General features: G+C 65.0%; 12 protein-coding genes and 3 pseudogenes. 4 read left to right on the top strand and 11 right to left on the bottom strand.

Features of this window, described 5'->3' with window-relative positions:
• Positions 1-62 precede the first annotated feature (62 nt).
• Genes kdsA through ftsB form a run of 3 tightly spaced genes read left to right on the top strand, consistent with a single transcriptional unit; the run spans position 63 to position 2598 of the window.
• Positions 63-923 carry a 3-deoxy-8-phosphooctulonate synthase gene (kdsA, locus tag IPK20_14785; protein MBK8017858.1) on the top strand — a complete coding sequence of 287 codons (861 nt, stop codon included), beginning with the start codon at positions 63-65 and terminating at the stop codon, positions 921-923.
• A gap of 36 nt (positions 924-959) precedes the next feature.
• Positions 960-2243, top strand: a complete 1284-nt coding sequence (gene eno, locus IPK20_14780; protein MBK8017857.1) for a phosphopyruvate hydratase — start codon at positions 960-962, stop codon at positions 2241-2243.
• 4 nt (positions 2244-2247) lie between these two features.
• Positions 2248-2598 carry a cell division protein FtsB gene (ftsB, locus tag IPK20_14775; GenBank protein MBK8017856.1) on the top strand — a complete coding sequence of 117 codons (351 nt, stop codon included), beginning with the start codon at positions 2248-2250 and terminating at the stop codon, positions 2596-2598.
• A gap of 25 nt (positions 2599-2623) precedes the next feature.
• Here the strand turns inward: ftsB and mobA are convergent, their stop codons facing one another.
• Positions 2624-3244, bottom strand: coding sequence for a molybdenum cofactor guanylyltransferase (gene mobA, locus IPK20_14770; protein ID MBK8017855.1), 621 nt, complete (start codon positions 3242-3244; stop codon positions 2624-2626).
• 219 nt (positions 3245-3463) lie between these two features.
• On the opposite strand from mobA, the pseudogene IPK20_14765 reads away from it, so the two are divergent.
• Positions 3464-5096 (top strand): annotated as a pseudogene (locus IPK20_14765) (OFA family MFS transporter).
• Positions 5097-5402: 306 nt separating this feature from the next.
• On the opposite strand, the gene IPK20_14760 reads toward IPK20_14765, so the two are convergent.
• The 10 genes and pseudogenes from IPK20_14760 to IPK20_14715 form a co-directional block, all read right to left on the bottom strand.
• Positions 5403-6065, bottom strand: coding sequence for a hypothetical protein (locus tag IPK20_14760; GenBank protein MBK8017854.1), 663 nt, complete (start codon positions 6063-6065; stop codon positions 5403-5405).
• Positions 6058-6849 carry a phosphatase PAP2 family protein gene (locus tag IPK20_14755; protein MBK8017853.1) on the bottom strand — a complete coding sequence of 264 codons (792 nt, stop codon included), beginning with the start codon at positions 6847-6849 and terminating at the stop codon, positions 6058-6060. Before IPK20_14755 ends, IPK20_14760 begins: the two co-directional genes overlap by 8 nt.
• Positions 6842-8425 (bottom strand): glycosyltransferase family 39 protein, encoded by a 1584-nt coding sequence (locus IPK20_14750; protein ID MBK8017852.1) that lies wholly within the window; start codon positions 8423-8425, stop codon positions 6842-6844. The genes IPK20_14755 and IPK20_14750 overlap by 8 nt, the downstream gene beginning before the upstream one ends.
• A 60-nt stretch (positions 8426-8485) precedes the next feature.
• Positions 8486-9427: a flippase-like domain-containing protein gene (locus IPK20_14745; GenBank protein ID MBK8017851.1), complete on the bottom strand. Its 942-nt coding sequence runs from the start codon at positions 9425-9427 to the stop codon at positions 8486-8488.
• Positions 9424-10471 (bottom strand): annotated as a pseudogene (locus tag IPK20_14740) (glycosyltransferase family 2 protein). The gene IPK20_14745 and the pseudogene IPK20_14740 overlap by 4 nt, the downstream one beginning before the upstream one ends.
• Positions 10468-10848 carry a cupin domain-containing protein gene (locus tag IPK20_14735; GenBank protein MBK8017850.1) on the bottom strand — a complete coding sequence of 127 codons (381 nt, stop codon included), beginning with the start codon at positions 10846-10848 and terminating at the stop codon, positions 10468-10470. The pseudogene IPK20_14740 and the gene IPK20_14735 overlap by 4 nt, the downstream one beginning before the upstream one ends.
• Positions 10849-11017: 169 nt before the next feature.
• Positions 11018-11614: a DNA-3-methyladenine glycosylase I gene (locus tag IPK20_14730; protein ID MBK8017849.1), complete on the bottom strand. Its 597-nt coding sequence runs from the start codon at positions 11612-11614 to the stop codon at positions 11018-11020.
• 48 nt (positions 11615-11662) lie between these two features.
• Positions 11663-12059, bottom strand: a pseudogene (locus IPK20_14725) (VOC family protein).
• 5 nt (positions 12060-12064) lie between these two features.
• Positions 12065-13486: a saccharopine dehydrogenase NADP-binding domain-containing protein gene (locus IPK20_14720; protein ID MBK8017848.1), complete on the bottom strand. Its 1422-nt coding sequence runs from the start codon at positions 13484-13486 to the stop codon at positions 12065-12067.
• Between the two features lie 3 nt (positions 13487-13489).
• Positions 13490-14851 carry an ergothioneine biosynthesis protein EgtB gene (locus IPK20_14715; protein ID MBK8017847.1) on the bottom strand — a complete coding sequence of 454 codons (1362 nt, stop codon included), beginning with the start codon at positions 14849-14851 and terminating at the stop codon, positions 13490-13492.
• Positions 14852-14872: the final 21 nt, after the last annotated feature.

Genomic DNA, 14872 nt, shown 5'->3' with positions numbered 1-14872 from the left:
GGAGCGACTGACGACAGGAACGGGGGCATGGCGCACGGATTCCGGGCAATGGAGGAGCGTCCGTGAGACTGTGCGGATTCGAGGCCGGGCTGGACAAGCCGATGTTCCTGATTGCGGGGCCCTGCGTCGTGGAGTCCCGGCAGTCGGTCATGGATATTGCCGGGCATCTGAAGGAAGTCTGCGCTCGCCTGGGTGTGCCCTTCATCTTCAAGGCTTCCTACGACAAGGCCAACCGAAGCTCATCGAAGTCGTATCGTGGTCCCGGGCGGGAACAGGGGCTGGAGATCCTGGCCGACGTCAAGCGCTCGCTGTCGGTTCCCGTCCTCACCGACGTGCATGGCATGGACGAGCTCGCCGAAGTGGCAGCGGTGGTGGATGTCCTGCAGACACCCGCCTTCCTGTGCAGACAGACCGATTTCATTCGTGCGGCCGCATCGGCGGGCAAGCCCGTGAACATCAAGAAGGGCCAGTTCCTCTCTCCCTGGGAGATGAAGAACGTCGTCGACAAGGCCAGGGAAGCAAGTGGCGGCGACAACGTCCTCGTCTGCGAGCGCGGGTTCAGTTTCGGCTACAACAATCTCGTCTCCGACATGCGCAGCCTGATGGTCATGCGCGAAACCGGCTGTCCGGTCGTATTTGACGCGACGCATTCCGTTCAGCTTCCAGGGGGCCAGGGCAATGCGAGCGGAGGTCAGCGTGAATTCGTACCGGTGCTTGCGCGAGCCGCCGTCGCTGCAGGCGTGGCCGGTGTGTTCATGGAAACTCATCCGGATCCGGCGAAGGCGCTGTCGGACGGGCCGAACGCCTGGCCGCTCGAGCACATGGCCGGATTGCTGGAAACTCTGAAGCAGCTCGACGAACTCGTGAAACGCAGCGGGTTCGCGGAAGACTGGATCACTCACCCTGCCGCGGTTCGCACGTAGAACGGTCGCGGCAGACCCAACACGGAATCAGACAAGATGAGCTCGATCGTAGATGTCGTCGCCCGGGAAATTCTCGATTCGCGCGGCAATCCCACAGTGGAAGCGGACGTGTTGCTCGAGTCCGGCGTCAGCGGACGTGCAGCGGTGCCTTCGGGTGCATCGACGGGCACGCGCGAAGCCATCGAACTTCGCGACGGCGACAAGAGCCGGTTCGGCGGCAAGGGCGTCCTCAAGGCCGTGGAGAACGTCAACACCGAGATCTGCGAGGCCATCATCGGTCTCGATGCGACGGAACAGGCGTTCATCGACAAGACGATGATCGATCTGGACGGGACCGAGAACAAATCGAGGCTTGGTGCCAATGCGCTGCTGGCCGTGTCGCTTGCGGTGGCCAAGGCGGCCGCGGAGGAAGCGGGATTGCCTCTATATCGGTATCTCGGGGGAGCCGGAGGAATGCAGCTTCCGGTGCCCATGATGAACGTGATCAATGGCGGTGCGCACGCAAACAACAGTCTCGATCTGCAGGAGTTCATGATCCTGCCGGCGGGATTGCCGACGTTCCGGGACGCCTTGAGATGCGGTGCCGAAGTGTTCCAGACGCTCAAGAAGCTGATCGACAAGCGCGGCATGCCGACGACGGTGGGAGACGAAGGCGGCTTCGCGCCGAACCTTTCCAGCAACGAATCTGCCCTCGAACTCATTCTCGAGGCCATCGATGCCGCCGGATACACGGCCGGGGACCAGGTGCTGATCGGCCTTGACTGCGCCAGTTCGGAGTTCTATCGCGACGGCCGCTATCACATCGAATCCGAAGGGCTTCAGCTCACGTCGGCGGAATTCGCCGACTATCTGGGCGCGTGGACCGAGAAGTATCCGATCGTCACGATCGAGGATGGCATGGCGGAGGATGACTGGGATGGCTGGAAGATCCTCACCGAACGTCTCGGCAAGAAAGTGCAACTGGTCGGTGACGACGTATTCGTGACCAATACCAGGATCCTCAAAGAAGGGATCCGACGCGGAATCGCCAATTCGATTCTCATCAAGATCAACCAGATCGGAACGTTGTCCGAGACGTTTGCAGCCATCGAAATGGCCAAGCGCGCTTCCTACACCAGCGTCGTGTCTCACCGGTCCGGGGAGACGGAGGACACCATCATCGCGGACATCGCCGTGGCAACGAATGCCCTGCAGATCAAGACGGGGTCCCTGTCGCGCTCCGACCGGCTCGCCAAGTACAATCAATTGTTGCGCATCGAAGAGGACCTCGGTGATTCGGCTTCCTATGCAGGCCGGGACGCCTTCTATCACATCGGATGAGGACATGCGCCTTCTGACCGTCGCACTGATCGGGGTCATCGTCTTGCTGCAGAACCCGCTGTGGTTCGGCAAGGGCGGCTGGCTGCGTGTGCACGATCTGGAGACGCAAGTGGCTGCGCAGCGCGAGGTCAACAGCGGTCTGCGCAGCCGCAACGATGCCCTCATGGCCGAAGTGCGTGACCTGAAGCAGGGATACGACGCCATCGAGGAGCGAGCCCGCGCCGAACTGGGCATGATCCGGAACGACGAAGTCTTCTTTCAGGTGCTCGATACGTCGCCTCAGGTAACAGCCGCCACTGCTCACGAGACGGCGCCTGCATCGAGCGGAACCCCTCAGCCCGTCACTCCTCGCTGAGCCGGCGGCGAAGCCGGCAGTCGTTTCACTCCGACGCGCCGCAACCCGATTCCAGGTCTTCCGGTGTATTCACGTTTCTGAACGCCTCTGGCTCGTCGTCGAAGTCGACGCATACCACTCCGAGCGTGGTCAGCCATTCCTCCATGCGCCGTCCGCCATTCTCCAGATAGCGTTGCAGATTCCCGGCGGTGCTGCGCCGGCAGATGCAGAAGACGGGATGCACGCGGCCGGCCGCACGGGCCATGGCCGCATCTGCCTCGTTCACCTGGACCGCTCGCCGAAGCCTCGACACCAGGTCGCGAGGCAGGTCTGGCGCATCGCACGGCACGCAGGCAAGCCATTCGAAGCGCGCTGCGCGCATGGCGGAATGCAAACCGGCGAGGGGGCCGGCGAAGCCGGAAACTTCGTCGCTGACGACGCGGTAGCCATACGCGGCGTACCGGTCCAGATGACGATTGGCATTCACCAGCAGTTCGTCCACCTGGGGCGAGAATCGCGCGAGGACTCGAGCGACCAGCGGTTGCCCCTCCAGCAGGACGAGTCCTTTGTCCCTGTTTCCCATTCGCCGGCCCAGTCCGCCCGCCAGCACGACACCCGTGATGCCGTCCGGGTGAGGCGCCGCTCCGCCGTTCGAGCCCTCGGTCATGGATTGGCGCAACTGCCGAACTGCGTGACGGAATCGCCGGAAATCCTCGCCCTGACGGGCATTTCTCCGCCTTGTTCGTGCCAAGCGAACACCGGTATCATCTTTCGCCGTCGCACGGCGCAGATCCCATGAGAGGAGGAGCGCCCATTGCGGTGCAACGCGCGGCGTGCGGCCATTGGGGCCGGAAACGAAACGTAAAACAAAGGGAGGGACCGGCCCATGGCTGGCATACTGGACAAGGAACGGATCATCGCACAGCCGGGATTCAATCGCTGGCTCGTGCCTCCGGCCGCGTTGTGCATCCACTTGTGCATCGGCATGGCCTACGGCTACACCGTGTTCTGGCTGCCGCTCACCAAGGCACTGGGCATCACCAAACCGATCGCCTGCCCTCCCGACATGTCGTGGGTAGAGATGCTCTTCACGACGACGTGCGACTGGGACAAGCCCATGCTGGGCTGGATGTACACCCTGTTCTTCGTGTTCCTCGGTTCCAGTGCCGCCATCTGGGGAGGGTGGCTTGAGCACGTCGGGCCTCGCAAGGTGGGGGTGGTCAGTGCCTTGTGCTGGTGTGGCGGTCTCGTGCTGTCGGCCATCGGCGTATACAACCACCAACTATGGCTGATGTGGCTCGGCTCCGGCGTCATCGGAGGAATCGGGCTGGGGCTCGGCTACATCTCGCCGGTATCGACCCTGATCAAGTGGTTTCCGGACCGGCGGGGCATGGCGACAGGCATGGCCATCATGGGGTTCGGCGGCGGAGCGATGATCGGTTCGCCGCTGGCAGACCGGCTGATGAAGGTGTTCGCCACCGAAACGTCCGTGGGCGTGTGGCAGACCTTCCTCACGATGGCGGCGATCTACTTCGTGTTCATGCTGATCGGAGCGTTCGCGTACCGGGTCCCGCCCACAGGCTGGACGCCCGCCGGGTGGACGCCGCCATCCAACCAGAACCAGAAGAGCATGATGACAACGCGTCACGTGCACTTGAACAAGGCGTGGCGCACGCCGCAGTTCTGGCTGCTCTGGGGAATCCTTTGCCTCAACGTGTCCGCCGGCATCGGCGTGATCGGCATGGCTTCGCCCATGCTGCAGGAGGTCTTCGGTGGGCGGCTCATCGGCCTCGACCTCAAGTTCGACCAGTTGAGCAAGGATCAATTGGGTCAGATCGCCGCGATCGCCGCGGGCTTCACCGGGCTGTTGAGCCTGTTCAACATCGCGGGCCGGATCCTCTGGGCGTCCTTCTCGGACTACATCGGACGCAAGGTCACGTATTTCACGTTCTTCGTCCTCGGATGCCTCCTGTATGCGTACGCGCCGTCGGCGGGGCACTCTGGCAGCGTGGCGCTCTTCGTGGGTCTGTTCTGCTTCATCCTGACCATGTACGGCGGCGGCTTCGCGACGATTCCCGCTTACCTGGCCGACATGTTCGGAACCCAGATGGTCGGTGCCATTCATGGCCGGCTAGTCGGCCGCAGGAATTCTTGGTCCGGTGCTGGTGAACTACATCAACGATGCGCAGATCAAGTCGGGCGTGCCCAAGAGCGATGCCTACGACACGACCATGTACGTGCTTGCCGCGCTGCTGGTGGGCGGCTTCATCTGCAATCTGCTGGTACGGCCGGTCGCGGACAAGTGGTTCATGACGGACGAAGAACTGGCGGCGGAACGCAAACTGTCGCACGAGCGTTCGGCGGCCGCCGCGGCATCGACGCGAGCAGCCGGTGACGCTGGCGCCCCGGCCACGGGAGGACAGGGCATTCTGGTTCCGCTGTTCTGGCTGCTGGTTGGGATACCCTTGGCGTGGGGCGTCTGGATCACGATCACCAAGGCGATGATCCTGTTCCGCTGAACCCCACGGTGAACAGGCGAATGCGCTGACCGCCCCGCTGACCGCCCCGCTGACCACCATTGGGTCGGTCGTCATTGCGTCGCGGTACGAAGAAGCCCTGCTGCACACGAAGCGAACGACGGAACGGGGGACTCGCCGCTCCGGCGTCACATGCCTCGTCTTCCTGCGGAGCAAGTCGTGGCCCCGTCCGCCTCGAATGCCCCGGAGGGGTTCCCCGTCGGTCCGCCCCGATCGTCCGGCGTGCGCTTCCCAGGCTCTGCCTGATCCAGCACCCAGATCGACGCGGGCATGCCTGGTCATCGCTCCCTAGTGGTTCTGAGTCTCGGCGAGTCCGCTCCTTTCCTCGAACCGGTGCCTGACTTCCTGCTTCGACCAGTACCGGACCCCATCCAGCGCCGTCTGGGCCCAACCGGATTCGCCAGCGAGCAGGGACGTGGCGCAGGCGTGACCGATCATGTCGGCGAGATCGAAGAGAACACCATGGGCGTACGCGTTCCGGTCACCGTCTTCGGCCATCAGCACTTCGCATTCGTGCTCCTGGGGGCCGAGTTCCCCGCCGGCGGGAACGGCAAAGCATGCGTTGCGTAGCACTCGTCCGACTTCTCCCCAGGCCTTCTGTCCTTCGGTGCTTTCGTCCAGGTCCAAGGGGTACGCCGAGAGATCGATGTACGCGTAGCGCAGCATTCCCGGCACGGAATTGAACGTCTCGATCATGTGCGCGAGGCGCTGCCGGGCCTCCTCGATGCCCGCCGGAGCCAAGGGATCCGCACCGGGTTGCAGCGCCCGGGAATCGAATCGCACCGTGTGCGGCGCGCCCAATGCCGTACGCGCCTTGATGAATGCCTTGCGGGCTCGCGTCACGTCGCGCCGGTGAAAGATGGCGAATGCGGTGACCCCCGACGTGCCGCGCCGGACGCTCGTTCCGTAACACACGAAGGGGGTGGCCCCCCGGGATGCTGCGCTAGTCATGCCGATTCTCCGTTCTCGTTGTCGTGCCGAACCTCCGCATCGTGCGAAGGAGCGTGGCACCGATGGCTGCAGACCCTGCAGCCAACTGCAGTGGAAATGCTTCGGGATAACCGGTCTTGAGTCCCGCGACGAGCGCGATCCCGCATCCGGCCCCGATGAGCGTGATGATCCAATGCGCCGTGGCGCTTCGTCCGCCAAGCCAGCGGCCCGAACCCCACACACCGAATGCCGCACAGGCCCAGCCTCCCGCGCCGCCGACCAGCACGTCCAGTGGCCAGTGCACACCCACCACGATTCGAGACAGGCCCACCAGGATCGCCAAGGCGACGACGGCAATCCGGAGGGTCGCGGACCGGAAGTGAAGACAAAGGAGCGCCGCCGCAAAGAAGATCGTCGTCGTATGCCCTGAAGGAAAAGAGTTGGCCCGATAGCCGGGGCCGATCAGGTGAAATTGCGACGGGTCGAACACTGCCGGCGGGCGCGCCACGTTGAGAAAGGGCTTGAATCCATGCACGAACAACGTGGCGGCGATACCGCCGATGGCGAGAGCCCAGGCGAGATCGGGCCGTCTTGCCATCACCGGCGTGAGCAGGGCGATGGCCACGGCGGTATCTCCCAGTATGGTGATGTAAGGCCAGGGAGCGGATCCCGTCACCTCGCTCCAGCCGTTCACCGCAAGAAACACGGCTCGATCGGTCCCCGTCGCGAACACCCATGCGGCCAGCGACAGCGCAATGAGTGGTACGGAGAGCACGTCGCGCCATGCGAGATGATCGTCAGCCATCGGATGCTCTTCCCGTCACGCGCACCAGCGCGATTCCATGCTTGCGGAACAGGATCTCGTAGCCTGGCAGTTCATGCAGCCGCTTGACCTTGGCCAACGCGATCTCGCCAGGGCGGGGATCGCGCTTCTCCACCAGAGCGCCCGAATAGACGATGAAGCTGGGCGTGTCCAGACCCCACATCACGACCCGATAGCCGCGCTCCCTGGCGATCATCGCCGCTTCCTTGATGGGACTCTGCTGCGCATCGCCTGCCACCGGCAACACGAACAGCGCCATGATCGCCGCCAACCCGGCGCCCGCCAGAAGGAGCTTGGTCTCGATGTCGATGCGCCGCATCGACAGCATGGATAGCAGTGTCGACAGCGCCAGCGCCACGGCGATCACCATGAAGGGACTGCCGAGCTTGCCGGGAATCGCGGCCAGAGCTTCCCGATAGTAGGGGTCCTGCACGCCAGGCGACAGGGTATCGATGAGGGTGGGGATCCCGAGCAATCCGAGGAACAGCAGCAATGCCGGCAGCAGTGACAGAACCGGCGAGCGCAGCCCCGAAGACGTCAGTGCCATCGCCACGAATACGCCGGTGTAGCCGTAGAACGCGTAGTGGGGCAGCTTGGTGCCGGAAAGGGAGAAGAACAGGAACACGAAGAGGAACCACAGCAGGCAGAACCGGCCCGCCTGGTCGCGCCACAAGCTGCCGGCATTTCGCAATGCATGCAGCAGCGGGCTCAGGAAGGGCAGGGTCGCGACAAAGAGCCAGGGCACATAGAAGAAGACACTTCCGCGGAATCCGTGCATCGGAGCACTGAAGCGGTCGACGTTGTGCTTGAAGAGGAACCCGCGGATGAACGCGTCGCCTTCCTTCCAGTATTGGGCGGCATACCAGGGGGCGGCAATCGCCAGCATGAGGCCGATCCCGACCGGATCGAACACCGCGCGCACCCAGACGCCCAGTTCGCGGCGCGTCAGGCTGTAAAGGAACGTTGTCGCGAGCGGTATCAGCACGGCCACCGGTCCTTTCGCCAGAAGACGGAACCCAATCGCCACGAACGCGGCGCGGAGCCATCGCCGGTCCCGCTCCGCGAAGTAGAGATACGCCGATGTGCAGGCCGCCACCAGCAGCATGTTCAGCAGCGCGTCGGCAATCGCGGCTCTGCCGATCACGGTGATCCCAGCGGCCGTGGCGGTGAAGCCCGCCGCCACAAGCCCGGTTCGCGTATCGCGGACTCGCCGCACGAACAGAAACACGAACACGACCCATAGCGTGGCGCACAGCGCTGACGGCAGCCGGAAGGCGAACTCGTTGATGCCGAAGACGATGACCGAGACGGCTTGCAGCCAGTAGATGAGGACCGGCTTGTCGTAGCGGGGCTGGCCGTTGAGGAAGGTCGAGATGTAGTCCCCGCGTTCGAGCATCTCGCGTGTCGCTTCGGAGAATGCGCCTTCATCCAGATCGAACAGCGGAACGCTGCCCAGACCCACGAAAAACGAGAACAGCACTCCGGTGCAGACGATCGCCACGAGCGCGCGATGGCTTGCAATGTCCTGGAGGAGGGAGGTGCGGGGCGGGTGGATCATGAGGGGGGCGAGTGTACGACAGCGCCGCGAGCGCAGGCATTGCGCCCGAAGCGCGTCCGGTCAGCGGCGCACGAGGAACAGGGGCGCGGCAAGCACCCCCTGGATGACGCCCAGCACTCCGTAGAGGAGCCCCGTGGCCACCGCCTGATCCGTCCCCACGCCTGCAGCACCCAGAACGGCAGCCGCGGCGAGTTCCCGTGTTCCGAATCCCGCGACGCCCACCGGCAGTGCCGCCGTGACGAAGATGGGAGCCGCGGCAGCGACGAGGAGCAGCCAGGGGACCTGCACGTCGAGGGAACGCGCACAGCAGGCCAGCGCGGAAGCGGAAAGGATCTGTACCAGAAGCGAAGGACCGAGCGACCGCGCGAGACGGCGTCGCAGCCCGGTGGCCGGATCCCGGAACCGGTCCCAGAGGTCGGCGAGCCTCGCTCCGGCCTTGATGGGGAGATGCCGGAGGATGCCCGCCGGCCACGGGACGAACGGTCCGGCGACAATGGCGGCGAGCAGGGCGCCATAGGTCGCGAGAACCTCGCGTCCGTGAGCCCCGGTGGCGAGCGCGAATCCGGCGAACCACGCGGCAGAAGAGGCCGCGAAGGACAACACGCAGAGCGTCCACAAGCCGCTGAAGCGGTCGAAGGCGACGGACACGGACGATTCCAGCAGCGGATTGCCGAGGCGCGACAGCTCATAGGCGCGCAGCATGTCTCCCGAGAGCGTCGCACCGGGTAGAAGGATGTTGCTGGTGATTCCCCGCGCGTACATGGGAACGAGCCGGTTACCGGGCGCGTCGAGTCCCAGGGCCCGCGCAATCATCGCCCACCGGTGTGCGGACGCGATGTTGGAACAGATGGAAAGCGCGAGCGCTGCGGCGAGCACCTGAGCGTCCACGCGTGTGACCGCATCGAGGAGCTTGCGCGGGCCGACCATCCACACGGTGCCGGCAAGCAGCGCCAGCCCCGCGACGATCCGCAGAAGGAGGCGTGCCGTCGACGCCGCGTTCACCCGGGCGGCGCGTCGCCGGGAACGCCGGCCGCGCGCGGCGAAACCGGACGCGGCGACGCCCGGGTCTGATACTGCCGCCGGCCTTGCGGCTCGTGATAGATGCGCGTGAGCAGTTCCCCCAGCACACCCGTCGCCACCAGTTGCACACCGATCAGCACCAGCAGCACGCCCAGCAGAAGCAGTGGACGCCCACCGATGGAGTGGCCCAGCAGGAGCTTCTCGGCGCCGAGCCAGGCCAGAATGGCTCCGCCCACGGAGCCGAGCCCAAGCCCCAGGCCTCCGAAGGCGTGAATGGGGCGGTGCAGGAATCGCAGCAGGAACTTGATCCAGAGGAGGTCAAGCAGCACGCGGAACGTGCGATCGATGCCGTACTTGGGACTTGCCGCGCGTGCGTGCGTGATGCATCACCGGCACTTCCATGATCCTGCCGCCGACTTCCGCGGCCAGCGCCGGAATGAAGCGGTGCTGCTCCCCGTACAGCCGCAGATCGTGGATGACCTGGCTGCGGTAGAGTTTCAGCGCGCAGCCGTAATCGTGCAGGCGCACGCCGGTCACCTTGGAGATGAGGCCATTGGCGAGCATGGAGGGCAGCTTGCGCGAGATCGCCGCATCCTGCCTGGCCTTGCGCCACCCGGAGATCACGTCGACGTCCGCATGGTGATCGAGCAGATCGAGCAGCCGCGGAATGTCGGCGGGATCGTTCTGCAGGTCACCGTCCAGGGTCACGATGATCTCGCCTTGGGCAATGTCAAAGCCGGCCTGCATCGCGGTGGACTGGCCGTAGTTCCGGATCAGGTAGACCGGTCTCAGCCAGGCGCGCGTCCGGGCAAGTTCCTGGAGGATCCGGGCCGAGGCATCCCGCGATCCGTCGTCGACGCAGATGAGTTCGAAGCTTCGTCCCGTCGGAGCCACGGCGTCGTGCACACGAGCGACGAGATCGGGAAGATTCTCCGCTTCGTTGTAGACCGGAATCACCACGGAAACGGCAACCGGGGGCGCCTCCGCAGGAGGCGCTCCGGCGGGGGCAGTCTCCCGGGAGATCATGGCCGATCTCCTGGACGTTCGCCGCCTTCCGGACCGTAGAAGACGACCCAGACTAGCAGATCGTCCGAGAAATCCTCGAAACGATGCTCCGTGCCCGCCGGGACGAACAGCACATCCCCAGGCCGGAATGGATGCCTCTCGGTTCCATTGGAGAACATGCCCGACCCGGTGGCGACCACATAGAGTTCGTCGCGGACGTGGGGCGTCTGCCGGTCCTGCCCCCGCGGCATGTACAGCTTCACTTGAAGTGAGCCGTGTTCGAAGACGGCAGCCGATGGAAGGGCTCCGGTCTTGCCGGCCGCGATGAGCGGCAGGGCGTCGGAAAGCGCGACTCTGCGGGGAAAGGGGGATCGGGTGAGGTTTCGCTCTGGCGTCATGTTCGACGGCGATGGTGGGCGGCGCCGGCGTCTCCGTCCCTGCCGGAGCGCGCCGTTCTGCTGCGGTGGCAGGCCCCCTGCGGGGGGCAATCCGCGGACGCGGAGGGTAGCCGATCCGGTCCGGTCTGTCGATCAAGCGCCCGGCCGTCCTCCGCCGCGAGCGCGTACTCTAGTCAGATCCTCCCTGGACCTCGCGCCAGCGAAAACAGTCTGTCGTGTGATCGTTGACCAGGCCCACCGCCTGCATATAGGCGTACACGATGGTGGTGCCGACAAACCGGAAGCCCCGTTTGGCGAGATCCTTCGACAGGCGGTCGGATACCGGTGTGCTCCCCGGTACTTCCGCCAGGGTGCGCCGGTGATTCACGATCGGTCTGCCGTCCACGAACTGCCACAGATAGGCATCGAAGCTGCCGAATTGCGCTGCGACGTCGAGCCAGGCGCGGGCATTGGTGACGGTCGATTGCACCTTCAGCCGGTTGCGCACGATGCCGGGATCGGCCAGCAACTCATTCACGTGTTCGTCGGTGAAGCCGGCCACGTCTCGTGGGTTGAACCCGGCAAAGGCCCGCCGGTAGTTTTCCCGCTTCTTGAGGATCGTGGTCCAGGACAACCCCGCCTGGGCGCCTTCGAGCACCAGAAATTCGAACAGGGTGCGCTCATCGTGGACCGGGACGCCCCATTCGCGGTCGTGGTACTCGACGTCCAACGGACCTCCCTTGAGACACCACGCACAACGCACGGGTGTGGCTTCGCCGTCACTCATGAGCGCTTCATCGCCTCGGACCGGCAACGGCGCTCCCGGGGGCATGCATCAATCTTCGGTCTCCATGAGGTTGGACACTTCGATCAGATTGCCGTCGGGGTCGCGGAAGTACACCGACAGGATGGGACCCGTCGCACCGGTGCGTTTCACCGGACCCTCCAGAATGTCGACGCCCTCGGAGCGCAGATGAGCGATGACCCGTTCGAGCGGTGTCGCGGCGATGAAACACAGATCCATCGCACCCGGGGGTAGGCCTGTGGGCCTTGGGGTCGAACTCGGCACCGGCCTGATGGAGATTGATCTTCTGATGTCCGAACACGAGTGCCTTGCGCCCGGCGCCGAACGTCGCGATCTGCATTCCCAGCACCCTGCCGTAGAAGTCGCAGGTGGCGGCGAGGTCCCGGGCCGTGATGACGACATGGTCCAGCCGGTCGATGATGATCATGCCGGTCATCCTCCAATGCGAAAGTTCTTGAACTGCCACGGGTCGGCTTCGTCCAGTTCCTCGGGAAACGGATGCCCTCGTCCCGCCAGCGGCGTCCAGTCGGAATACGTGCCGGCCACGTGCCCGAGATAGGGGGCGCACATCTCCAGGATCTGCTCGTGGGGCAGATCTTCGGGTTCGTGGATTCCGCGATCCGGATGATTGAGCGTCCAGGCCGCTGCGGCCATCAGCGAAGCGGAGCAAAGGAGCGCGCCGGGGCTTGCCCGTGCACAGAGCGATCGCGCTTCGCCCGCCTCCAGCCGGCAGCCGAACCAGTAGGAGCCACGTGAGTGTCCCATCAGCAGAACGCCCAGTTCGACCCGCCCCTCGATTCCTTCGCTCGCCGCGGTTCGCAGCCTGGCGGGAGCGCGGTAATGCAGATCCCGGAACTCGCGCATGGACAACCACGCGTCGTCGCAGGGCCGCACCACGGCGTGACAGGTCGGCCGATACGCCGTCCGTCCGGATTCCCGGATCGTCAACAGATCGGCCACACTCGTCGCCGACGCTCGAGACAGCAGCACCCCGCTAACGTTGCCCAGCGCTGGAGTCCACGATCGTATGGATGTGGACAGGCCGGTTCGTGCCATGCGAATGGCGGCACCGCATCCGTAACCGAAGTCCCGCCCCTCGAGAGGCCAATGGCGTTCGTGCGTTCCCCATCCCAGCTCGGGCGCCATGACGGAGGACGAGGCAAGGGCGCCCGGGGCGGCAGTGTCCACGAACTCGTTCGGCCCGCGCCCCTCTGTGGTGGTCTGCTCGTCGATTTCTGTGAAATGAATGGCCCGGATGCCCAGCGATGCGCAGAGCGTTGCCCAATCGGCTCGCGTTGCGGGTTCCTCTTCCTGGGAACCGGTATCGGACGCCACCTTGATCAGCGCCAGCTTGGCAAAGTGGCTCACCAAGCCCGGATTGCCGCCGTGACCGAAGACAGCGGTCGGGCCCTCCCGGGTAGCGTCGCGCCGGGCAAGCGCCGAATTGCGCATGGCATACGCGCTGCGCCCGTCGAGGGACACCGCCGGTGTGTCGAACGCGTGACTCCATGAGGTCAGCCGGCCGTCACAGTAGAGCACAGCGCGATCCTGACAGAGTGACAGCGCATCGAGCGTGCCCAGAGTGGCTTCGTCGCTGATGAACAGGTCGCCCCCTTGCAGGTGCCGGTCGAACAGGGGAACGAGTTCGTCACGAGTGACCGCATGTCGTTCGAATCGGACGCCCAGATCGGCGGCCTCGCGGCCCGCCTCCGCGTCGGGAGAGACGAGGGAGATCTGTCCCGGCTCGCACTCGATGTGTCTGAGGATCAGGCGCAGCAGTGGACCTGCCGTGGGTGACGATGCCGCCAGAACGATTCGACCGGCACAGGCCGCGAATTTCGGGGCCGGCGCCATGGGTCAGCTCCCAGTGTCGCGGGCGAGACGAATGCCTGTGAAGTGCCAGCGGGCGTTGGGTGAAAGATAGTTGCGGTAGCTCGCGCGAATGTGCGACTGCGGCGTTGCGCAGGAGCCTCCGCGCAGCACGAACTGGTTCACCATGAAGCGGCTGTTGTATTCACCCAGCGCGCCGGCGGTGGGCCGGTATCCGGGATACGGCTGGTGCGCGCTCGTGGTCCACTCCCACGCGTCGCCGAACAGCTGGGCGGCGCCCCAGTCGGCACGCAGTGCCATCAGTGGCGAGGGGTGCAGGCGACCCGACTCGGCGAAGTTTCCGCCCTGAGTCGCGTCGAGCGCCGCGACCTCCCACTCCGCCTCGGTGGGCAGGCGCACGCCGGCCCAGCGCGCATAGGCGTCCGCCTCGTACCAGCTCACGTGGCACACCGGTTCATCGGGCTCGACTTCCCGCATGCCGGACAACGTGAACTGAATCATCTTGCGGCCCTGACGCTCCCAGTAGAGGGGCATCGACCACCCCAGGCGTTTGACGTGCGTCCAGCCGTCGGCCATCCACAACTCGGGGCGCAGGTAGCCACCGTCGTCCATGAAATCCTGGAACTCGCCACTGGTCACCAGGCGCGATGCGATCTCGAAGCCGTTGAGGAATTGCCGGTGCCTGGGCCGTTCGTTGTCGAAGCAGAAACCGTCACCTGGATATCCGATCTCGCGCACGCCCTCCGCGCAGGGAAACCATACGAGCGGCTTCAACGCTGTCGCGGCCTGAAGCGGCAGGGGCCGGAATGCTGGCCGCATCGGGTTGGACCAGAACAGATGCTTGAGATCGGCAACCATCTGTTCCTGATGCTGCTGCTCGTGCTGCAGCGCGAGTTCCAGCGCATCCCTTGCCCCGTCCGGCAACGGCCAGCGCGCGGTCAGGAATTCGGCGAGCGCTTCGTTGACGTGTCCGCGATACGACAGCACGTCGTCCAGGGAAGGGCGCGAAAGCAGTCCCCGCGTTTCCTTGGGAAGCCGCGGACCGAGCGCTTCGAAATGCGAATTGAAGATGGCATCGTAGCTCTCGTTCGCCGAGCGGTAACGCCGGGCGTGGGGAACCAGAACGAAGGTCTCGAGGAACCACGTGCAGTGGCCGAGGTGCCATTTGATCGGGCTCGCCTTGGGCATCGACTGCAACGCACAGTCTTCAGCACTGAGGCCGGCCACCAGAGCCTCGGTCGCCGACCGGATTCCCAGGATGCGGGAGAGAAGTGCGCGGGCCTTGGGATCGGGGGCGGTCACATTGGCGCCTGCAGGGCGTCCGATGCCGGGGGGGAGAACGCCTTCCAGAGGCCGGAGCTGTTCCTCGGCGCTCAGCGGAGCATTCATGTCGGACGATCGCAGGCGCGG

The organism is Betaproteobacteria bacterium (assembly GCA_016713305.1).
In the GTDB taxonomy this organism is placed as follows: domain Bacteria; phylum Pseudomonadota; class Gammaproteobacteria; order Burkholderiales.
This window is presented reverse-complemented; position numbering and strand designations above follow the sequence as displayed.

What these genes read in the sequence shown, in the direction of transcription:
- eno (MBK8017857.1), top strand. Translation starts at nt 960, where the DNA reads ATGAGCTCGATCGTAGATGTCGTCGCCCGGGAAATTCTCGATTCGCGC.
- ftsB (MBK8017856.1), top strand. Translation starts at nt 2,248, where the DNA reads ATGCGCCTTCTGACCGTCGCACTGATCGGGGTCATCGTCTTGCTGCAG.
- mobA (MBK8017855.1), bottom strand. Translation starts at nt 3,244, where the DNA reads ATGACCGAGGGCTCGAACGGCGGAGCGGCGCCTCACCCGGACGGCATC.
- IPK20_14760 (MBK8017854.1), bottom strand. Translation starts at nt 6,065, where the DNA reads ATGACTAGCGCAGCATCCCGGGGGGCCACCCCCTTCGTGTGTTACGGA.
- IPK20_14755 (MBK8017853.1), bottom strand. Translation starts at nt 6,849, where the DNA reads ATGGCTGACGATCATCTCGCATGGCGCGACGTGCTCTCCGTACCACTC.
- IPK20_14750 (MBK8017852.1), bottom strand. Translation starts at nt 8,425, where the DNA reads ATGATCCACCCGCCCCGCACCTCCCTCCTCCAGGACATTGCAAGCCAT.
- IPK20_14735 (MBK8017850.1), bottom strand. Translation starts at nt 10,848, where the DNA reads ATGACGCCAGAGCGAAACCTCACCCGATCCCCCTTTCCCCGCAGAGTC.
- IPK20_14730 (MBK8017849.1), bottom strand. Translation starts at nt 11,614, where the DNA reads ATGAGTGACGGCGAAGCCACACCCGTGCGTTGTGCGTGGTGTCTCAAG.
- IPK20_14720 (MBK8017848.1), bottom strand. Translation starts at nt 13,486, where the DNA reads ATGGCGCCGGCCCCGAAATTCGCGGCCTGTGCCGGTCGAATCGTTCTG.
- IPK20_14715 (MBK8017847.1), bottom strand. Translation starts at nt 14,851, where the DNA reads ATGAATGCTCCGCTGAGCGCCGAGGAACAGCTCCGGCCTCTGGAAGGC.